At 57.7% G+C, this 21161-nt stretch carries 18 protein-coding genes; 9 read left to right on the top strand and 9 right to left on the bottom strand.

Annotated elements, in window-relative coordinates:
- Positions 1–1089: an ABC transporter permease gene (locus RTN40_RS14935; protein WP_312229140.1), complete on the top strand. Its 1089-nt coding sequence runs from the start codon at positions 1–3 to the stop codon at positions 1087–1089.
- Positions 1090–1135: 46 nt separating this feature from the next.
- On the opposite strand, the gene RTN40_RS14930 is transcribed toward RTN40_RS14935, so the two are convergent.
- Positions 1136–2086, bottom strand: coding sequence for a sugar-binding transcriptional regulator (locus tag RTN40_RS14930; RefSeq protein WP_312229139.1), 951 nt, complete (start codon positions 2084–2086; stop codon positions 1136–1138).
- Positions 2087–2309: 223 nt separating this feature from the next.
- Between RTN40_RS14930 and RTN40_RS14925 the strand changes: the two genes are divergently transcribed.
- The gene (locus RTN40_RS14925; RefSeq protein ID WP_312229138.1) at positions 2310–3728 is read left to right on the top strand and encodes an L-fucose/L-arabinose isomerase family protein; all 1419 of its coding nucleotides are present in this window, start codon (positions 2310–2312) and stop codon (positions 3726–3728) included.
- A gap of 2 nt (positions 3729–3730) precedes the next feature.
- Here the strand turns inward: RTN40_RS14925 and RTN40_RS14920 are convergent, their stop codons facing one another.
- The 7 genes from RTN40_RS14920 to RTN40_RS14890 all read right to left on the bottom strand — a co-directional run bounded on the left by RTN40_RS14920 (position 3731) and on the right by RTN40_RS14890 (position 10866).
- Positions 3731–4504, bottom strand: a complete 774-nt coding sequence (locus RTN40_RS14920; RefSeq protein ID WP_312229137.1) for an ABC transporter ATP-binding protein — start codon at positions 4502–4504, stop codon at positions 3731–3733.
- Positions 4501–5532 carry an iron chelate uptake ABC transporter family permease subunit gene (locus RTN40_RS14915; protein ID WP_312229136.1) on the bottom strand — a complete coding sequence of 344 codons (1032 nt, stop codon included), beginning with the start codon at positions 5530–5532 and terminating at the stop codon, positions 4501–4503. Before RTN40_RS14915 ends, RTN40_RS14920 begins: the two co-directional genes overlap by 4 nt.
- Entirely contained in the window at positions 5529–6539 is a 1011-nt protein-coding gene (locus RTN40_RS14910) for an ABC transporter substrate-binding protein (protein WP_312229135.1), read from the bottom strand. Before RTN40_RS14910 ends, RTN40_RS14915 begins: the two co-directional genes overlap by 4 nt.
- Positions 6529–7767 (bottom strand): zinc metallochaperone GTPase ZigA, encoded by a 1239-nt coding sequence (gene zigA / locus RTN40_RS14905; protein WP_312229134.1) that lies wholly within the window; start codon positions 7765–7767, stop codon positions 6529–6531. Before zigA ends, RTN40_RS14910 begins: the two co-directional genes overlap by 11 nt.
- Positions 7768–8000: 233 nt before the next feature.
- Complete coding sequence (locus RTN40_RS14900; RefSeq protein WP_312229133.1) at positions 8001–8267, bottom strand: hypothetical protein; 267 nt, start codon at positions 8265–8267, stop codon at positions 8001–8003.
- Between the two features lie 194 nt (positions 8268–8461).
- The gene (locus tag RTN40_RS14895) at positions 8462–9712 is read right to left on the bottom strand and encodes an alpha/beta hydrolase-fold protein (RefSeq protein ID WP_312229132.1); all 1251 of its coding nucleotides are present in this window, start codon (positions 9710–9712) and stop codon (positions 8462–8464) included.
- Positions 9709–10866, bottom strand: coding sequence for a glycosyltransferase (locus tag RTN40_RS14890; protein ID WP_312229131.1), 1158 nt, complete (start codon positions 10864–10866; stop codon positions 9709–9711). Before RTN40_RS14890 ends, RTN40_RS14895 begins: the two co-directional genes overlap by 4 nt.
- A gap of 738 nt (positions 10867–11604) precedes the next feature.
- On the opposite strand from RTN40_RS14890, the gene RTN40_RS14885 reads away from it, so the two are divergent.
- Genes RTN40_RS14885 through RTN40_RS14870 form a run of 4 tightly spaced genes read left to right on the top strand, consistent with a single transcriptional unit; the run spans position 11605 to position 16986 of the window.
- The gene (locus tag RTN40_RS14885; RefSeq protein WP_312229169.1) at positions 11605–13161 is read left to right on the top strand and encodes an MchC protein; all 1557 of its coding nucleotides are present in this window, start codon (positions 11605–11607) and stop codon (positions 13159–13161) included.
- Entirely contained in the window at positions 13158–13604 is a 447-nt protein-coding gene (locus RTN40_RS14880) for a toxin-activating lysine-acyltransferase (protein WP_312229130.1), read from the top strand. The genes RTN40_RS14885 and RTN40_RS14880 overlap by 4 nt, the downstream gene beginning before the upstream one ends.
- A 21-nt stretch (positions 13605–13625) precedes the next feature.
- Positions 13626–14897: an HlyD family secretion protein gene (locus tag RTN40_RS14875; protein WP_312229129.1), complete on the top strand. Its 1272-nt coding sequence runs from the start codon at positions 13626–13628 to the stop codon at positions 14895–14897.
- Complete coding sequence (locus tag RTN40_RS14870) at positions 14890–16986, top strand: peptidase domain-containing ABC transporter (protein WP_312229128.1); 2097 nt, start codon at positions 14890–14892, stop codon at positions 16984–16986. The genes RTN40_RS14875 and RTN40_RS14870 overlap by 8 nt, the downstream gene beginning before the upstream one ends.
- Before the next feature lie 262 nt (positions 16987–17248).
- On the opposite strand, the gene RTN40_RS14865 is transcribed toward RTN40_RS14870, so the two are convergent.
- Positions 17249–18262, bottom strand: a complete 1014-nt coding sequence (locus RTN40_RS14865; RefSeq protein WP_312229127.1) for a malate/lactate/ureidoglycolate dehydrogenase — start codon at positions 18260–18262, stop codon at positions 17249–17251.
- Positions 18263–18448: 186 nt separating this feature from the next.
- Here RTN40_RS14865 and RTN40_RS14860 point away from each other — a divergent pair, with 186 nt between their 5' ends.
- Genes RTN40_RS14860 through RTN40_RS14850 form a run of 3 tightly spaced genes read left to right on the top strand, consistent with a single transcriptional unit; the run spans position 18449 to position 21158 of the window.
- On the top strand, positions 18449–19456 hold the full coding sequence (locus RTN40_RS14860; protein WP_312229126.1) for an ABC transporter substrate-binding protein: 1008 nt from the start codon (positions 18449–18451) through the stop codon (positions 19454–19456).
- A gap of 21 nt (positions 19457–19477) precedes the next feature.
- A complete protein-coding gene (locus RTN40_RS14855) occupies positions 19478–20320 on the top strand; it encodes an ABC transporter ATP-binding protein (RefSeq protein WP_312229125.1) in 843 nt (280 codons plus the stop codon).
- Complete coding sequence (locus RTN40_RS14850) at positions 20292–21158, top strand: ABC transporter permease (protein ID WP_312229124.1); 867 nt, start codon at positions 20292–20294, stop codon at positions 21156–21158. The genes RTN40_RS14855 and RTN40_RS14850 overlap by 29 nt, the downstream gene beginning before the upstream one ends.
- Positions 21159–21161: the final 3 nt, after the last annotated feature.

Genomic DNA, 21161 nt, shown 5'->3' with positions numbered 1-21161 from the left:
ATGAAAACAGTCCAATCGGCCACGTTGACGCCGCGCGGCGGGGCATCGCTGTCCCGCGAGAATATTCTGCTTATTCTGTTGAAACTACGTACGTTTATTGCCCTTTTTCTTATTGTCGGCTTCTTCACCGCGATGGTGCCGGGGTTTCTGTCCGCAGGCAGTATGGTGATCATGATTAAGCATATCGCCATCAACGCCTTTCTGGCGCTGGGGATCACCTTTGTTATTATCACCGCCGGGATCGACCTCTCCATCGGCGCGACGCTGGGCCTGTGCGGGATGATTGCCGGGTGGATGATCACCAAAGGCATCGTACTGCCGATGTTTGGCATCGCTATCTTCCCCAGCGTCTGGGTGATTGTGCCCGTGGTGTTGCTGATCGGTGCGCTAATAGGCGGGGTGAACGGCTGGATCATCACCCGCTACAACGTCGCGCCCTTTATCTGCACCCTCGGTACGATGTACGTCCTGCGCGGTGCGGCGATGCTCACCTCCGATGGCCAGACCTTCCCGGGACTGTCCGGAAACCCGCTGCTGGGCAATACCGGTTTTGACGAGATTGGGGCCGGCTCGCTGTTCGGCATTCCGTGGGCAATCTGGATGATGATCGTGCTGGCGCTGATTATCGCCTACGTCGCCCGTCGCCTGCCCTTTGGCCGCCACGTCTACGCCATTGGCGATAACGAGCGCGCCGCCGAACTCTCCGGCGTGAAGGTGAAGCAGGTTAAGGTGCTGGTCTACATGCTCTCCGGCTTCTGTGCCGCCATCGCCGGGATCGTGGTCTCTGCCCAGCTGGTGGCCAGCCATCCGGCCAACGGCACCGCCTTTGAGATGAACGCCATCGCGGCGGTGGTGCTGGGTGGTACCTCGCTGGCGGGCGGGCGCGGCACCATTCTCGGCACGCTGATCGGTGCCTTCGTCATCGGTTTCCTGGCTGACGGGCTAGTGATGATGGGCGTCAGTGAATTCTGGCAGATGGTGATTAAGGGCATCGTGATTATCGTGGCGGTGATCATCGACCAGATGCAAAACCGGATGCAGCAGAAAGCGGCGGTGGTGGCGCAGAAAGCGGTGATGGAGGGCAAGTAGCGCCCGGCCCTCTCTTCCCGGGCGATACGGCCCGGGGAGTTTCACCCTACTTTTTCATCAGGCTGCGCGCCGTCGCGAAGTCGGTAATTAACACATCGATGTAGTTACCCTCCAGCGCGCCGCGAATGGCGTTGCTTTTCTCTAAGCCGCCCGCCAGGGCGATAACGTGCTGGCAGGCGCGCATCTGTGCCAGCTCCATACCGATCACCGGATCCTCCTCCTGGCTCAGCACCGGATTACCGGCGGCGTCGTAGTAGTGCAGGCAGATATCCCCCACCGCACCGCGCTCTGCCAGCAGGGTCAGCATCTCTTCGTTGTAGTAGTTGCCCGAGTTTTTCAGCAGCTGAGACGGCTCCAGCTCACCGATGCCGACGATAGCAACATCTACCTCATCAAACTTCGCCACCGCCGCCGCCACGTCCGGGCTGTTAACCAGCCGGGCGCGCTCCTCCACCGAGTGCTCAATGCTCTGGGACGGCAGCAGCCACGCCGGACAGCCCAGATGCGCCGCCAGCTGCTGGGTAAGAATGGTCGCCTGCACGTTACCGTTGGGACCGACGCCCCCCAGCAGCTGGATGACCCCGGCCGCGCGGATATTCTGCGGATGCATCTCGTCCACCATGCAGCGAATGGTGCTGCTCCAGGAGGAGATGCCCACCAGATCTTCTGGCCGGACGCGGGTTTCGACATAGTGCGCCGCCGCGCTGCCGATAGCGTGTTTAAGCTGTCCATTGCTGGCGTTCTCGCCAACGTCCACCACGATGGCCTGACGAATGCCGAAACGCTCCTCAATGGCCTTCTCCAGCTCGACAAAGATATTGGTCGGCTGAACCACGGTAATTTTGACCAGCCCCTCTTTCTGGCAACGCGTCAGGGCGCGTGAGACAAATGATTGTGACAGGTGCAGCAGCGAGGCGATTTCAGACTGCTTTCTGTTTTCGCTGTAGTAGAGCGTGGCGATCTTCACCAGCAAGCGTTGTTCATCCTGCTTCGACATAATATTCCCCTTGATTTTATGTCCGTTATTTTTATGCATACCTGAATAGATAACAAGCACGCCCTGGTTTTTTGCTTGCTGAAGCAACTGTGATCGTTTTCTCCTTTCTCAGAAAATTGCCTGTACACGTCGTGACAAAGGGAAAAGGAAGGCATATCTTACATCAATGAATAATAAATCATAAATGAATATATATTCAAGAAAGATTACTGGAGAGAGAACAATGTCCCGAATACCGCAGAACCTGACCATGGGCGTCATTATCGGCAACCGTGGATTTTTCCCCAGCTATCTGGTGGCCGAAGCGCGCGAGCAAGCTACGACGCTCTTTGCACGGCTGGGTATCAACACCATTATGCTTGACGATACGCAGACCGAGCTGGGCGGGGTCGAAACCCGTCAGGATGCAAAAATCTGCGCCGAGCTGTTTCGCGCCCACCGGGATGAGATCCACGGCGTGGTGGTGCTGCTGCCTAACTTTGGCGATGAGAAAGCGGTAGCTGAGACCCTGCGTCTCTCGGGCCTTAACGTCCCGGTACTGATCCAGGCCGAAGAGGACAACCTCGATAAGATGGGACTGGCGACGCGCCGGGACAGCTTCTGCGGCAAGATCTCCCTTTGCAACAACCTGCGTCAGTACGGCATCCCCTTTACCCTGACCACCCAGCACGTCTGCGCCCTCAGCGGCGAGGTATTTGAACAGGATCTCCGCCGCTTCGAACAGATCTGCCGCGTGGTGAGCAGCATGCGCGGCGTCCGCGTCGGGGCCATCGGCGCACGCCCGGCTGGCTTCAACACCGTGCGTTACAGCGAGAAGCTGCTTGAGCGGCTGGGGATTGCGGTTGAGACGCTGGATCTCTCCGAGGTCTTTACCCGGGTCAAGCAGCTGCGCGATGACGATATTCGCGTCGATGAGAAACGCCGCCTGCTGCTCGACAACGCCGATGCCAGTGGGATCCCGGCAGATAAAATCGTCACCATGGCGAAGCTGTTCGTGGTCATCAGCGAGTGGGTTATCGCCAACGATATCGACACCACCGCCATCCAGTGCTGGACATCGCTACAGGAGAACCTCGGCATCAACGTCTGCTCGATTATGAGCATTATGTCCGGGCAGCTGATGCCCAGCGCCTGTGAGGTAGATGTAATGGGCGCGCTGTCGATGTACGCCCTCGCCAGCAGTAATATGAGTCCGGCCTCCATTGCCGACTGGAACAACAACTTTGGCGACGATCGCGACAAGTGCGTGCTGTTCCACTGCGGCAACTTCGCGTCGGCCAGCCTTGAGGATCCGCACATGGGCACCGCCGATATCATCGGCACCACCGTCGGGAAAGAGAACACCTGCGGGGCGGTGCATGGCCGCCTGAAGAGCGGCAACCTGACCTACTTCCGCCTGAGCACGGACGATCTCACCGGCGAGATCAAAGCCTACGTCGGCGAAGGCCAGTCGGTGGACGATCCGCTGGATACCGTCGGCTGCCGGGCGGTGATTCAGGTTCCGCACCTGGAGAATCTGCTGGCGTGGATCTGCCGCAACGGCTTTGAGCACCACGTGGCCATGAACCACTCTGCCAGCGCTGAAATCTTGCAGGAGGCCTTCACGCGCTACCTCGGGGTTAGCACCTATCTGCACCGGTAGGGTTATATCGGGCGGCGGATGGGGAGATAGTAAATACTCATCGTGCCGCCCTCCTCTCTCTGCACTTTTGCCTGCACCTTCCACCGCCTCTCTATTTCATCCGGGGTGAGCACCGCCTCTGGCGTCCCGACGCTGACCACCTTTCCCATCTCGATCAGCACCAGCTGCTGGCAGTAGTTTGCCGCCAGATTGAGATCGTGCAGGGCGATCACCACCGTCATTGGCAGCCGGGATATCAACCCCATCAGCTCCAGCTGGTGATGAATATCAAGATGGTTGGTAGGCTCATCAAGCAGCAATACCTCTGGCTGCTGGGCCAGCGCTCGGGCAATCTGGCAGCGCTGGCGCTCCCCGCCAGAGAGCTGACGCCATAGCCGGTGCCGCAGCCCGGCCAGCTGCATCAGGCTCATCGCCTTCTCTACGGCGGCGCAGTCGTCGGCACGCAGAGATCCGAACGCTCGGCGGTGCGGCGTGCGCCCAAGGCGGACAATCTGCTCCACGCTGAGTTCGCCGTCGGCGTCCGCATGCTGGGGGACGAAGGCCATCCGGCGCGCCAGCGATTTCAGCGGAAGAGCGCTTAACGGATCGCCATTGAGGTGAACACGCGGTTTAAGCGCAGGATAAAGCCCCGCCAGGCAGCGGAGCAGCGTCGATTTACCCGAGCCGTTGGGTCCCAGCAGGCCGATGGTCTGCCCGCCCGCCAGCGCCAGGCTGACATTGTTCAGGATTGTTCGTGACTGGAGGCGAACCTCCAGCCGTTCAGCGTTTATGTTCACTGATTTTTCTCCCGGCTCCGGTAGAGGAGCACAACAAAGGCGGGCGCGCCTACCAGGGCTGTGACCACCCCGATGGGCAGCACCTGATGAGTAATTAACGTCCGCGAGACAATATCGGCCACGATCATAAAATGGCTGCCGATCAGAAAGGCTACGGGCACGGTAACAACGTGGCCCGCGCCGGTGAGCATGCGTGTCACGTGGGGAATGACCAGGCCGACAAAGCCGACTGCGCCGATAGCGCTGACGATGTTGGCGGTGATCAGCGCCGTGGTGAGCAGTAATGCAATACGCACAAAGGTGACCGGGATCCCGAGCGTGGTTGAGACCTCATCGCCAAAGGTGAAGGTATCGAGCGCACGCGCAAATCGCATCACGATCAGAAATCCCAGCAGCGTGACTCCCAGACTCAGCAGCGCGTCTGGCCAGCGTACGCCGCTTAAGCTCCCCAGCAGCCAGAACATCACGCTGCGTGACTGCTCGGCATTGGCCGAGGTGCTGACCACGTATGCGGTCAGCGCGTTAAACAGCTGAGTACCGGCGATACCCGCCAGCAGGATACGCGGCGGGCTGTCGCTCATCCCCCGGGTGATCAACACGATCAGGCCAAATGCCAGACAGGCACCAACGAATGCCCCGCCGCTGATGCTCAGGACGCTGCCACCGATGCCCAGCAGCATAACGCCCACCGCCCCCAGCGAGGCGCCGGCAGAGATACCCAGCAGATAGGGTTCCGCCAGCGGGTTACGCAAAATGGCCTGCATTACCAGCCCACACAGCGCCAGTCCGCCGCCGCTGCATGCCGCCATCACCGCCCGGCTCATCCGGTATTGCCAGACGATCCCGGCCTCTACGCCAGGGAGTGAAAAGGCAGTTAATCCCAGCCCGTTACCGATCGCCCTCGCGGTATCACCAAAAGAGATCGGCATATCGCCAATGGTTGCCGCCAGCACCAGCATCAGCGGCAGCCCCGGCACGCAGGCCAGCATAAGGCCGGCAGCGCGCCATCCTGATAAAGCATGACTCATGACTTAGCCCGATCCGCCAGCCTGTCGCCAATCAGCTCAACGGCATCCACGTTCCTGAGAGAGGGATTCAGAGACATGGCGGGCACCACGATGATGCGGTTGTTTTTCACGGCAGGAATAGCCTTCGTCACCGGATCGCTGCGCAGGAACTGCGCCTTCACCGCTACGTCGTCAGCCGGATAGAGACGGCGTTCCATGTCGGCAATGACGATGATATCGGGCTGCGCGCGGGCAATGGACTCCCAGGTTACCGCAGGCCACTCATCCTTTGACTCAACAACGTTGGTCAGGCCAAGCGTTTTGCTGATCCAGCCTGGCGCGCCGTAGTTACCCGCCACCCACGGATCGCCGTTCAGACGACTGCTGGAGAACCAGAACACCACCTTCAGCGGATGCTGACGATGAGCATCAGCCTGGCGCTGCGCGTGGGCGATGCGTTCGGCCAGCGCCTGATTAAGCTTCCGGCCCCGCTCCGGAATACCGAAGATAGCCGCAAGCTGGCTCACCTCCTTTTCAATGGCCTGCAATGAGAAGGGAACGCTCCGCGCCCCGTCGGCGTTAGAGGTATCGGTCACGTTTTTACCGATACAGTCGGCAGGTGAAATCCACGTGTTGATCCCGAGGCTAGCAAACTGCTCCCGGGTACCCACCTCCCCCTGCGGCCCAATGTGCCAGTGATACTGGGCGAGAACCAGATCTGGTCTCTGGGCCACTACCGCTTCAAACGAGGGTGAGTTCTCCGCCAGTTTTTTCAGATCCTTGCCCTCCCCGGCGAGCGACTCGGGGAGTTTGCCAAACCATACCGAGGTGGCGCTGATTTTATTGCCCAATCCCAGGGCCAGCAGGAGTTCGGTTTCATGCTGCCCGACGGTGACCACCTTTTGCGGCGGCGCGATAAAGGTTTGGGTCACGCTGCAGTTCTCTACCGTGACGGGGAAAGCGGCGGCGGGCGCGACGGTGGCAAAGCCGAGCAGCGCGGCGAGCAGGAGCAGACGACTATTGCGCATCACTGCTCTCCTCAAACCAGGGGTCTATGGGATCATCGTAGCCTGCCCACCGCTGCGGTCCCTCGGCCATCTCCCTGTCCGTCAGCAGAGCCGCATCCAGCTGCGCCCGTAGCCGCGTCTCGTCCATCTCCATTCCGATAAACACCAGCTCCTGACGGGCATCGCCAACCCCCTCAAGCCAGTTAGCCATAATAAACTGCAACGACTCCTCATCCTCAGGCCAGCGCTCCCGGGGAGTGCTGGCCCACCAGCTTCCCGCCAGCCCCTGACGCGCCACCCCGCCCGCGTGAGACCAGGAGCCGGCAAATTCCGGTCGGCTGGCCAGCCAGAAATAGCCTTTCGAGCGCACAACGCCCACCAGCTCGTTCTCCATCACCTGCGCGAAGCGGGCCGGATGGAAAGGCCGACGGGCGCGGTAAGCAAAGCTGCTGATGCCATACTCCTCCGTCTCCGGGGTATGCTCTCCACGCAGCTCCTTAAGCCAGCCCGGTGCCTGGGCGGCTTTGGCGAAATCAAACAGCCCGGTATTCAGTACCTCGCTAAGCGGCACCTGGCCGAATTGCGCAGTCACCACTTTCGCCCCAGGGTTGAGGGAGCGCAGAATAGCCAGCAACCGGCGCTGCTGCTCGTCGCTGATCAGATCGATCTTGTTGATCACCAGCACATCGCAAAACTCTACCTGTTCGATCAGCAGATCGACCACGCTGCGGGTATCGTCTTCGCCTAACGATTCACCCCGCGAGTGGATGCTCTCTTCCGAGCCGTAGTCGTTAAGAAAGTTAAAGGCATCGATGACGGTAACCATGGTATCGAGGCGCGCCACGTCCGCGAGGCTTCGCCCCTCATCGTCGGCGAAGGTAAAGGTCTCCGCGACCGGGAGCGGCTCCGCGATGCCGGTGGACTCGATCACCAGCTGATCAAAGCGTCCCTCGCGGGCCAGACGGTTTACCTCAATAAGGAGATCTTCTCGCAGCGTGCAGCAGATGCAGCCGTTGCTCATCTCAACCAGTTTCTCGTCGGTGCGCGACAGCTCGGCCCCGCCGTCTCTGACCAGCGCGGCGTCGATATTGACCTCTGACATATCGTTAACGATAACCGCCACGCGTCGGCTCTCCCGGTTGTTCAGAATATGGTTAAGCAGCGTGGTTTTCCCTGCGCCCAAAAAACCGGACAGGACGGTAACCGGTAAACGCTTCACTGCGCCTGTTTTGATGATTGTTTCTGCCATATTTACTTACCCCTCATTATTTACATTATGTTATAACATAACATTATTCAGGTTCAAGACCTGAATATGAGGTTGGTGGCAAGGATAGTCAGGGTAATTTTTATACGATGGAGACAGTACAACAGCAGACGGAACGCACTGCTGATTGCGCGTATAACCGGGACTTTGCCATGACCATACGCGCGCTTGACGACAGATCAGAATGATCCCAGGAGGAGATAGCGCGCTGGCTATCAGTGGATCATTTTACTGCCGGAGGGATACTCGCTAACGGCATAAAAACCGTTGAACTCTGCGGACTGAACCAAAAGACTGCTCTGTACTTCCATAATAGCGTTGGTAAAGGCTTGCTTTCTGAACGCTATGTTTTCCGCGAGGGCCATAAGCTGAAGTTGTTTAATCAAGCTGGATGGCGTTATGGGATCGCCCTCGCTCAAAAGAGCAAGAATGGCTTCTCCCAGCACAATATCGGTCAATCTTTTATCATCGAATCTATTCATATCTGTGCCAGTTGCTTCTTTTGCCGGAAGTTTCAAACGGTACGACGCTAAACAATCTAGTCCATAATGTACCGGTTTAAGCTATGGCGATACCGTAAAAAACGTAATCAGGCTAAAAGGTATCTCCGAGAGTGTAGTCTGTCTCCCCGTTTATGCCATAGTCTGCAGCATGATTCATTGGCGAGAATGCTGCTTTAAACCTGTGCGTAAACGTTGGCCAAACCCTCTATCAACGCACCACGCCACCAGGCATAGTCGTGGCCGCCGGTATAGATCGACATCTCGCTCTCTACCCCGGCGGCGACCAGCCGCATGTGCAGCTGCTCAACATGGGCGACCGTCGCCCCTTCTAAACTGCCTACGCAGAGTTGAACGCGGACTGTGTCGGGGGGCATAGCAAGCACCTGCTCGCTTACCCAGGATTTCGCACTCTCGCTAAACATCGATGGCGGTTTGCTCTCATCGGGCGTCCACCACATCGAAGGTGAGTGACTGAGAACGCAGCCGAACGTATCCGGAGCATAAAGGGCAGCCATGAAGGCCGTTACGCCCCCCAGGCTCTGTCCCGCGAATACGGTTTTTTCACGCCCTGCCCATACCCTGTCTGGATAGGCGATCCGTAACTGCGGCACCAGCCGCTGAGCAATATCCAGTACCAGCGCTTTGCGTCCGCCCAGCAGGGTATTACGATCCGATCCGTCAAGGTTATCTACCCCCAGCACGGCCAGCGGACCCAAGCGGCCACTGCTGATGCCGTGGTCGATAGCGGCGGGTAGCCCCAGCCGCTCAAACCATATCTCTGCGTCAGGCACTACCAACAACCCCAACGGCTCTGAGACGGGCACATCCGGAAGATAGAGGCGGATCCGGCGCTGATGGCCAGCAACCCGGGAGAATGATGACGACAGGGTTCCCCGAACGGGGGCGGATTGCGTAGCCCACTCGCGCTGGTGGGGGGCGCGATCCAGAGCCAGAAGGGACTCTTCCAGTCCGCGCACGTTAATGCCAACCGCGGGATTAAGCGGATCGGCCTGCCCGCTTAGCGGGGAGAACCGGCTGCCAAGCTGAGCGATCTGTTCGGATCCGGTTCCGTCAGGAATTTCGACGATGGTGTATGACCCACAATAGCTGGCTGGCAACCGCAGCGTCAGAAACCAGACGTCGCTGGCAGGTAGAGGCGTCATTAGCCCTTTTGCAACGCTCTTCTTATCCGTTATCCGGTTCAGCCGAACATAGACGCCCTGCAACGGCTCTGCCGAACGCCACAAAAAAGTGACTTCACGTTGGTTGCTGTCTCCCTTTACCGCCGCGCTCAGAGGTACTCTGACTAAGGCAACATCACGCCAGAATTGAGAGACGTCTGACGCTGCCCCTGCCGCCAGCTGGGCGTGTATCCGGGCGATGGCGCCCGGCTCATGCGGCGTGAACGGGATGGCGTCGCTCATGATGAGTATTCCATTATTTTTATATCGCTCATCCGCGTATTTTTACCCATCACCGTGGCAGCGAGGCTTACGGCTACTTCGGAGGGGGTGGCCTGCGCCGTCATCTCTTTGGCGACCTGCACCGAAGCCGTACGATAGGCCGTGTTCGCTAAAAATGAGTTAATTAGATCGCTTGTCAGCCCCTTTTCGTCGGGAATAGTACCGCATCCGCGATTGACAACGGCCTGAGCATTTACAGGGCGATCGGCTCCCTGACCAAATACAATCTGCGGTATACCGCAGTGCAGGGCCGTCAGGGTATTACCCGCGCCACCATGGTGAATAAAGCCGTCGGCTCCGTTGAGAAAGACGCCCATCGGTATCCACTCGACCAGCCGTACGTTGGATGGCAGCGAGCGCAATCCGCGGCGGGCATTGGCGCCCAGTTGAAGAATGAACTCGGCATCTACCTCCTCCGCTGAGTCCATAATCCAGGCAATCGGATCCAGCCCATCGGCCATCGGCTGGACGGTTCCCAGGCTGACCAACAGACGCTTTCTCGCTGGCGATCTCTCCCACCACTTCTCCCAGACCGCCCCGCCGTTGTAAGGCACGTACCGCATGGGAATGATGGGTTCACCATTGTTTTGCAGGATGCTCATGCTCGGCGGAGTGACATCGATCCACGCCAGATCCCGTGGCGGGCCAGCAACGCCATGACGGGCATAGGCGTTAGCCAGGGAGCGTGTCACCCCCTGTATATGCCAGGGCGTATGGGCAAACCCCACCGTTTGCATCACCACCGGAATACCAAATTTTGCCGCGACGAGTGGACCAGCCAGGCCAAGGGGCGGATAGATAATTAAATCGGGCCGCCATTGGCCGGTAAATTCTACCAGCCGATCCGTCATCTCATCGCTGAAAAATGAGAAACTGCCCTTATTGGTGCCGATTATGCCCCTTTTACGCAGATCTTCCCGCTGACAGTACTCGGCTTCGGAGTCGAGCATCGGTGCAGCATCAAATGCTACAAGGCCCGCCTCGGCCGCTTTTTGCGCAAATTTCCCGGCGCTGGCGATCGTGACCTCATGCCCATTGGCACGAAAGCCCTGAGCGAGAGACAGCACGGGATAGAGCAGACCGTATAAGGGCGGGCCGATGAAAAGAACACGCATGAGAAAATCCCTCTCCGCTTAACGAGCATCACCTAAAACAGCGTTTATTGGCCGTTTTTTAATGCATTTAATGCAGCACGCTTTGCTGCAATATTCTCAATATCCGTAATAGTTTAATCTTGCAAACAAAATTAATATTAAAAGCATAGGGCATCACGAATAAATTAGTCAACGCTGGGTCATTGCCTCCCTACTAAATTTGGTGATTGATAGATTAAAACGACTACAAATAGATTTATGGTCACCCTGCCGGCCTGCTGATAGCCGCAACCACCCCCTTAAGCAAAACTAAAATAAGAGTAAAAGCGTACTATTCCGCGCAGGACAACGCCTGCAGATAGCCTGAAAGCATCCAGCATTTTCGTACATAAGCGGGCTTTTTTATCTGATAAAAGGCTGCCAGGCCTATCCGAAGAAGCACGCTATCAATGCTTTACGCCTGAAAAGACGCAGATAAAACATTTGACTCCCTGGGGATACTCTGGCACATTCGCAGAAAACATAATAAGAATCATTCTCTTGTAGGGTAAAAATGGAACCTCTTACTGGCAATGAAGATATGGAATATCAAAATAATGAAAAACCTCTCCCCTTCCCCACTGAAGTTGCAGCGTTAATTATGGCAAGCGCACTGCTGGAATATGCTCTACTCATGTTTTGATCTTTACGCTTTTTACTTAAGCGTGACAACCAATGGCAATTTAAAACAGCGTATAAAATAATCCGGAATATAATGTGATGAGCTATTCTGCCTCCCTTGCCGATCTTACCGATAACCTGGTCCCGTTTGAGGCCCGGCAGGTTGCCTCCTCGTTGATCTGGAGCGCCCCGGACGTTGATGATGAGGAAGCACTGCGCCGTGCCTGTAGCTATCTGATCGATCCCGAGGGGAGTACCCCGACCTGCCTGTTTCACGCCGAGCGCTATGGTGGCAGCGGTATCCAGCGTAACGGGGGCGGAGCACGCTGCGGCTTTAACGGGCGCTATCAGATCAAGGGCATAGGCGCTAACCCTCTGGTAGGCGAAGGATCAGATCCCATTCACTCCAACGGTGCACTGACCGCCAGCGATGCCATTTATGAAGCCTTCTGGGGCGAGGCGCTGGCGAAGGTTTTACCCTATGGCGCGGTCAGGGCGCGAGCCGTTTTATTGACCGACAGCTTCATTGAGCTGGCGTTTAAACGTGCCGGGGGGCCATTACGCCGAGCCTTACTGGTGCGTGAGCCAGTGGTGCGTCCAGCCCACTTTGAACGCGCGCCCTACTTTCGTCCGCAGCCTTGCTATGCTACTCAGCTGATCCATGACGCCGTGCGGGTGAAAGCCGCAATTCAGATCCTGCCCAAAACGCTGCCCGCTCCGCCCGGGGGGTTTAGCGCCGAGGCCAGCCGGGATCCCCGGCGCTACGTTATTGAAGGGCTATGCGAAATGGCTCGTCGCCAGGCGTGGCAGATGGCATTTTGCCGCACCCGTTTTTTACGGGTTACTACCTCGCCATCAAACGTGGCGATGGACGGCAGGCTGCTGGACTTCAATGGCTTAAGCAGTCTGTTCCCAGGCGACTTTCGTGACAGCTTTGATTACCGTTTCAGGCTGACAGAGTTGATGAACGAGCCGGGGCTGCTGCAACAAAGCGTGGCGGATCTCTGTCTTTACCTTGGTAAGTATATGTTTGATGCCGCCTTTACCCAGGCAGCCCGGCAGCAGGTGGAAGAGGTTTTTATGCACACCTTTCATAACGCCTGCTACCGTTGCTATCTCGATCTGCTGGGTTTCCCTGCGGAGATGCTGGCATCACAGGCGTTACCTCAGCCGTTGACCCGGCTGGTAGATAGCTTTATGACGCTGCTAAGCCGCCGCCGCGCCACGCTCTATTGTTCATCAGACAGTATGCCATCCCATTCACCGCTAACGCGGCTGGCCGTGGTTTTGATCCGCCAGAGCCAGGGCGAGACCATGGCAGGCAGTGAGGATCTGATGCGCGATCCCCATTTTATTGCAACGCAGCGACTTTTTACCGAAGCATCACGCTGGCTGGTAGAGCAGTGTCGATCTCAAGGAAGGGAGGTGGCCTTTACGCTGGCAGGTATGGAGCAGCAGGCCCGCCTGAAACTCCAGCCCAGAGGCTCGTTAGGAAAGGCGCGAATGTTTAAGGACATTGCCGAGCTGCTGGATACCCACGCTGGGGATCCTCCCTCCTTGCGAAAAGCCCTGTTTGAGATGGGGGAGCGAATGCAGGCGTTTGCCTGCGATGTGTTAGGCCGTCCGCAGCAGAGCGAGCGTGGAGAGCGCAAATGACATCACAAATCAGGGAAACGGTAAACGGCCAACAGGCGTGGTCAGCCCACGAACAGGTGGGCTTTGCCGTAAGCTGCATGCTCTACAACCGTAACTACAGCCTCTACCCGGTCCTGAGCCTTCAGTACTGGACCGAGTTCGCTATTCAGCACAGACAGATTAAGTTTCTCTTTGACCGGCGCGGGCAGCCGTTAGCCTACGTAACCTGGGCCTATCTGGAAGCGGATACCGAAGCCCGGCTGCTAAACGATCCGCAATTTCGGCTGCACCCCTCTGAGTGGAATGAGGATGGCAGGATCTGGATCCTTGATTTCTGCTGCCAGCCTGGCTTTGGCCGGACAATTATGCACTATCTGGAGCAAATCCGCCCCTGGGGCCAGGGGGAGGCTCGCTGGCTGAGCCGCAGAAAGCGAATTATGACGCTGGGCGCGATCGCGCAATAGAACTTATTAAGGACGTCGATTTTGTTTCGTCAGGATGCGATAGACAATCAAAAGATGAAATGGCGGGGGCGCGCGATTTTGCTGCCCGGCATTCCTCTCTGGCTAACGGCCGCAGGCGCTGCATTTTTTATTATCGCTTTTCTCTCCTTTGTGATTGCAGGCACCTATACGCGCCGCGTTAACGTCAGCGGTGAGGTCACTACCTGGCCCAGGGCGGTCAACGTCTACGCCAGCGTTCAGGGATTCGTGGTCAAACAGTTCGCGGTTAAGGGGCAGGACGTTAAGAAAGGCGATCCCATCTACCTTATTGACGTCAGCAAAAGCACCCGGAGCGGCATTGTCAGCGACAATCACCGCAAAGATATTGAAAGCCAGCTGGAGCGTATTGCCAGCATTATTACGCGGCTGGAAGAGAGTAAGAAAACTACGCTTGCGACGCTGCAAACCCAGCGCGCGCAGTACAGCGATGCCTTTACGCGCTCGTCGGATATTATCCGCCGCGCGGAAGAGGGAATAAAACTGATGAAAGATAATATGGACAGCTATCGCCACTATCAGGCCAGGGGGCTAATTAATAAGGATCAGCTGACTAACCAGGTGGTGCTCTACTACCAGCAGCAAAATAACCTGCTGAGCCTGAGCGGACAGAACGAACAAAACGCCCTGCAGATAACCAGCCTTGCGAGTCAGATCCAGACCCAGGCCGCCGACTTTGACAACCGTATCTATCAGATGGAGCTGCAGCGCTACGAGCTGCAAAAAGAGCTGATCAATACCGACATGGATGGCGAGATCGTTGTTCGCGCCCTCTCTGACGGCAGGATCGATTCAATGAGCGTCACCGTTGGGCAGATGGTGAACGTCGGTGACAGCCTGCTACAAATTATTCCGCAACATATTGAGAGCTATTATTTGGTGCTGTGGGTGCCTAATGATGCGGTTCCTTACATCACGGAGGGCGATAAGGTCAATGTGCGTTACGAGGCCTTCCCCGCAGAAAAGTTTGGGCAGTTTTCCGCCAGGGTGACGACGGTCTCCAGAACCCCGGCCTCGCCTCAGGAGATGCAGACCTATCAGGGCGCGCCCGCTCTCCAGGGGGCATCCACTCCCTGGTACAAAGCGATCGTCAAACCTGAAAAGCAGGCCATTGCCTACGACGGGAAATCACTTCCTCTGGAAAACGGGATGAAAGCACAGAGCACCCTTTTCCTGGAAAAACGACAGGTTTATCAATGGATGCTGTCGCCCTTCTATGACATGAAGCACAGCGCCACGGGACCCGTAAATGATTAACGGCGGCTTTAAATCCTTGCTCAACCAGCTTGATATGCGCCTGCGTCGGCAGGTGCCTGTTATTCATCAAACCGAGTCGTCGGAGTGTGGGCTGGCCTGCCTGGCAATGATCGGTGGGTACTATGGTAAAAGCATCGATCTGATATCGTTACGCCGCCAGTTTAACCTCTCCGCCCGCGGCACCACTTTAGCTGGGATCAACGACATGGCGGCGCAGCTGGGTATGCAGACGCGCGCCCTCTCGCTTGACCTTGAAGAGCTTGCCACCCTGAAGACTCCCTGCATTCTGCACTGGGACTTTAATCATTTTGTGGTGCTGACCAGCGTCAAGCACAACCGCTTTGTCCTGCACGATCCGGCCCGAGGGCGCAGGACGGTAAGCCTGGCGGAGATGTCGAGCGCCTTTACCGGCGTAGCGCTGGAAGCCTGGCCGGGCAGCGAGTTTACCGCCGAGACGGTGCAAAACCGGATCAGCCTGCGGACGCTGATCGGCAGTATCCACGGCATTAAAAGCACGTTGGGGAAAATATTCTGTCTTTCTCTGGTAATTGAAGCGATTAACCTGGTGATGCCGATAGGCACGCAGCTGGTTATGGACCATGCCATCCCGGCAGGGGATCGGGGTCTCCTCACGCTTATCTGTTTTGGCCTGATGTTCTTTATTCTGCTGCGCGCTGCCGTCAGCATGGTGCGAGCATGGTCATCGCTGGTGATGGGCACCCTCATCAACGTGCAGTGGCAGTCCGGCCTGTTTAACCATCTGCTCAGACTACCGCTGGGGTATTTTGAGAGACGCAAACTGGGCGATATCCAGTCCCGCTTTAGCTCACTGGATACGCTGCGTACGACCTTCACCACCAGCGTGGTCGGTGCCATTATGGATAGCATTATGGTTGTCGGGGTGACGGTGATGATGGTGCTTTATGGCGGCTACCTGACCTGGATAGTGCTGGGATTCACCACGATTTATGTCCTGATGCGCTTGCTGACCTATAGCTATTACCGACAGCTATCAGAAGAGACACTGGTCAGAGGCGCGCGCGCCAGCTCCTATTTTATGGAGACGCTGTACGGCATCGCCACGGTGAAAACCCAGGGTATGGCCGAGCGCCGGGGTACGCACTGGCTAAACCTGAAAATTGACGCCATTAATTCAGCGATCAAAATCACTAAAATGGATCTGCTCTTTAGCGGCATCAACACCTTCGTTGCCGCCTGCGATCAGGTCGTGATCCTCTGGCTCGGGACCAGCCTTGTGATTGATAACCAGATGACCCTCGGCATGTTTGTGGCATTCGGATCCTTTCGCGGTCAGTTCTCCGAGCGGGTTGGCTCCCTTACCAACTTCCTGTTACAGCTACGCATGATGAGCCTGCATAACGAGCGTATCGCCGACATCGCCCTTCACGAGCGGGAGGCAAAAAAACCGGAGCTGCCTATTGTTGCCCGCATGCAACCTGCCGCGCTATCGACGGAGCAGCTGAGCTATAGCTATGACAGCCAGTCGACACCGGTATTTAGCGATCTGAATCTTGCCATTGCGCCAGGAGAGAGCGTGGCAATTGTGGGCGCCTCGGGCAGCGGCAAAACCACCCTCATGAAAGTGCTATGCGGCTTGTTTGCGCCTGACAGCGGCAAAGTGAAGGTAAACGGTAGCGATATTCAGCAGCTGGGGGTCAATAACTTCCATAAGATGATCGCCTGCGTAATGCAGGACGATCGTCTTTTTTCGGGTTCAATCCGGGAAAACATCTGCGGTTTTGTTGAAGAGATGGATGAAGGCTGGATGATAGAGTGTGCCAAAGCCAGCTATATCCACGACGTGATTATGAAGATGCCGATGGGCTATGAAACCCTGATTGGCGAGCTGGGGGAAGGGCTTTCCGGCGGCCAAAAGCAGCGCATTTTTATTGCCCGGGCGCTATACCGAAAGCCGGGCATCCTGTTTATGGATGAGGCAACCAGCTCTCTTGATACCGAGAGTGAACGCTTCGTCAACGGCGCGATCAAAAGACTCAATATTACCCGCGTGATTATTGCCCATCGAGAGACAACGATAAGAACCGTCGATCGTATTATTTCCTTATAGACAGAAGTTAACCGCGCACGGAATGACCCCATTTAATGGCAAGGTAACTTAATGAAAAAATTAACATCTTTTATCCTGCGGTTTTTGGATAAGACGGGACCATTCTACTTTATTTTATCGTCAATATTCGCCTTAAGCGGCGATATGGATAGCACCGTTACCTGGCTTTTACTTATCAGCTGTTTTTTCGGGGCTGTCATGACATTGATGGATCGTAAGAAGCCCAGCAATTAATACAGCCTTAATTCACTAGCACAAGGAGTTACTGGCTTAACGCCTCAAACTCTTGCCAGCTCACCGCATCGATCGCGATCCCCTCCTCCAGTCGGCGGGCATAGGCCCGCAGCTCCGGCTCGCCGGGGATCTGCACGTCGCGGCCACCCTGTCCGGTACGGACCCAGTCCACCTGCGCCAGCAGCGCCTGCTTATAGTTTTCTCCCGCTCCCAGCCGCTCGGGGTCGAAGATAATCGACAGCATATTGTTAATGATGCCCGCCCGGGGAGAAATGTCATGGCTCTCGGTCTCGCCGCCGGTCAGCGCCGCGCCAAGCAGGCTGCATATCAACGACAGCCCGGCCCCCTTATGGCCGCCAAAGGGCAGCAGCGCGCCGCGCGGCTCGGTCATCAGTACCGCCGGATCGGTGGTTGGCTGGCCGCTGGCATCGACGATGCACCCTTCCGGCACCGGGCGACCCTCGTTCCAGGCTACGCGGGCCTTGTTCCCGGCGATGGCGCTGGTGGCGAAGTCGAGCACCACCGGCGGACGGCCCTGCAACGGCACGCCGACACAGAAGGGGTTGGTGCCCAGCCGGGCCTGGAGGCCATCGAACGGCAGTACCGCCGAGGGGGCGGCCACGTTGGCAAAGTGGATCGAGACCAGCCCGGCGTCGGCAACCTGCTCTGCCCAGGCACCAATGCGCCCCAGATGGTGAGAGTTCGAAAGGCCGACCATCGCCACGCCAAACTCCCGCGCCCGGGCAATGCCCGCCGCCATCGCCTGCTCCCCCAGCAGCTGGCCAAAGCCGTGCCCGCCGTCAAAGGAGATGACCGGCCCGGCATCGCGGACCTGGGTTAAATGGGCGTTGGGCTTAAGATCCCCGGCGACGATAGCGCGAATATAGCGCGGCAGCAGCGTGACGCCGTGGGAATCATGCCCCTTTAAGGAGGCGTCAACAAGACTATCCGCCACTTTTTGCGCGATATCCGGCGCGGTATTAACGGCCACAAGATGCTGCTTTAATAGCGTGCGAAGCTGCTGATGTGAAAAAAGAGGCATAGATCTTCCTGCGATATTATCCCTGAAGCGCCAGAGGATATTTAAACGAGTTTCGATTATAGCGGGATCGTTTCCGCTGCCTTATCTCATTTCCGGGAATCTATTTCTGGTTAAATCATTTCCTTTAACGCCGCCCCTCTGACCATGATTGTTCATTATTAATGAATACATTCTCTGGGGTTTGGCATGAATAAACGGAATGGCTTAATTGCCTGGACGCTGGCGCTTTCAACGCTGGGTGGAATAAGCCAGTCGGCGTTTGCCGAGGGGAATATCAGCATCGCCCAACAGTTTGGTATCGGCTATTTAATTCTGGACGTGGTGCGCGACCAGCAGCTGATTGAAAAAGAGGGCAAAAAAGAGGGGCTGGATATTAACGTCGAATGGCGCACCATTTCCGGCGCAACCGGGATGAACGAGGCGCTGCTCTCGGGCGCGCTGGACGTCGCCTCGGCGGGCCTACCGCCGCTGCTGACCCTCTGGGACCGCACCAAAGGCAGGCAGAACGTCAAGGCCATCGCCTCGCTGGGTTCGATGCCCAACTACCTGCTCAGCAACAATCCGGCGGTGAAGAGCGTTAAGGATCTCACCGATAAGGACCGCATTGCGGTTCCGGCGGCGGGGGTGGGTTTCCAGTCGCGTACCCTGCAGATCGAAACCGCTAAGCTGTATGGCAACGACGATTTCAAGCGCTTCGATAAAATCAGCGTGAGCCTGCCGCATCCGGACGCCAGCGCGGCGCTGATTGCCGGTGGCTCCGAGATCACTACTCACTTCTCCAGCCCGCCGTTCCAGTACCAGGCCCTGGAGCACAGCAACGTGCACAAAATTCTCAGCTCCTATGACGTGCTGGGCGGACAGGCCACCTTTAACGTTCTCTACACCACGCAGAAGTTCCACGATGAGAACCCGAAAACCTACAAGGCGTTCTACCGGGCGCTGAGCGAGGCGGCAAAGATTATCAACGCCGATAAAAACGCCGCTGCCGAGACCTACATTCGCGTAGAGAAGTCGCGCCTGCCGCTGCCGCTGGTGCAGAAGATCGTTAACGATCCGGAAATCAGCTTTACCGTCTCTCCCGAGCGCACCGGCGTCTACGCCGAGAAGCTTCATGAGCTTGGCGTCCTGAAGAACAAGGCCAGCTCATGGCAGGATTACTTTTTTAACGACGCGTGGGAAAACCCAGGCAGCTAAGCCGCAACACAGGAGGCCCAGATGGCAACTCAGCACAGCGATGGACCACTATTGCAGGTCAGCAACGTCGATATTGAATACCGGACCCGCGAGCGGCAGGTGCGTGCTACCCACGACGTCAGCTTTGATGTCTGGCCGGGGGACCGCTTTATTCTGCTTGGGCCGTCGGGCTGCGGCAAATCGAGCCTGCTGAAGGCTGCCGGCGGCTTTCTCTCCCCCAGCGGCGGGCAGATTTCGCTGGCGGGCGCGGCGATTAAGGGGCCAGGGCCGGAGCGGATGATGGTGTTCCAGGAGTTCGATCAGCTGCCGCCATGGAAAACGGTGCTGGAGAACGTCATGTTTCCCCTGCTGGCGAGCCGCAAGGCCAGCCGCGCCGAGGCTAAAGATCGGGCGCTGCATTTCCTTAACAAGGTGGGGCTGGCGGAGTTTGCCGACGTGATGCCGCATATGCTCTCCGGTGGCATGAAGCAGCGGGTGGCGATTGCCCGGGCGCTGGCGATGAAGCCGCGCATCCTGCTGATGGATGAGCCGTTCGCCGCGCTGGATGCCCTCACCCGCCGCACCATGCAGGAGGAACTGCTGGCCCTGTGGGAGGAGGAGCGCTTCACCCTGCTCTTTGTCACCCACTCCATTGAGGAGGCGCTGGTGGTAGGCAGCCGCATCCTGGTGCTCTCTCCGCACCCGGGTCGCGTGCGGGCCGAGTTGAACTGTCACCAGTTTACCCTGAACGACTTTGGCAGCGAGGCGTTCCAGCACGCCGCCAGCCATATTCACGACCTGCTCTTCCCGGCTAACGGGAACATCCCCTCACACTCAACCGGCAAGGAGCCTGCCTATGTCGCAGCCGCCGTACATCCGTCCTGAATTTGAGCGCGAGCTGCCGCCGCTGCGCAATCTGCCGGTAGAGACGCCGCTCCCCGTAGGCCAGCGCCTGTGGAATCAGGCCTGGCTGCGCAAGTCCCTGATCGTGCTGCTGGTGCTGGCGCTGTGGGAGATCGCTGCCCGCATCCAGCAGAACGATCTGATGCTGCCCGGCGTGCTGCAAACCCTACGCGTCTTTAGCGAGGATATGCACAACGGCGAGCTGCCGGGGAAGATCGCCAACTCGCTGAGCATCCTGCTGAAGGGCTACCTGATCGGCAGCGTGCTGGCGCTGGTCGCCAGCGCCCTGGCGGTCACCACCCAGTTTGGCCGGGATCTGCTCAGCACCCTCACCTCCATGCTTAACCCGCTGCCTGCTATCGCCCTGCTGCCGCTGGCCCTGCTCTGGTTCGGGCTGGGCAACGCCAGCCTGATCTTCGTTATCGTGCACTCGGTTACCTGGCCTATCGCCCTCAACACCTGGTCGGGTTTCAGCAGCGTGCCGGAGACCCTGCGCATGGCGGGACGCAACTACGGCCTCAGCGGGCCGCGCTACGTTGCCACGATCCTCATCCCGGCCTCGCTGCCTGCCATCCTCTCCGGACTGAAGATCGGCTGGGCCTTCGCCTGGCGGACGCTCATCGCCGCCGAGCTGGTTTTCGGTGCCTCCAGCGGCGAAGGCGGTCTGGGCTGGTATATCTTCCAGAACCGCAACGAGCTGTTTACTGACCGGGTCTTCGCCGGGCTGCTGACGGTGATCGCCATCGGTCTGCTGGTGGAGGGAGTCGTCTTCGCCACTCTGGAGAAGGTCACCGTCAAGCGCTGGGGAATGCAGCGCTAGCGG

Source organism: Pseudescherichia sp. (genome assembly GCF_031987975.1).
Classification (GTDB): Bacteria; Pseudomonadota; Gammaproteobacteria; order Enterobacterales; family Enterobacteriaceae; genus Pseudescherichia.
Note: the sequence above shows the minus strand (reverse complement) of the source record. Positions and strands in the feature narration are given on the sequence as shown.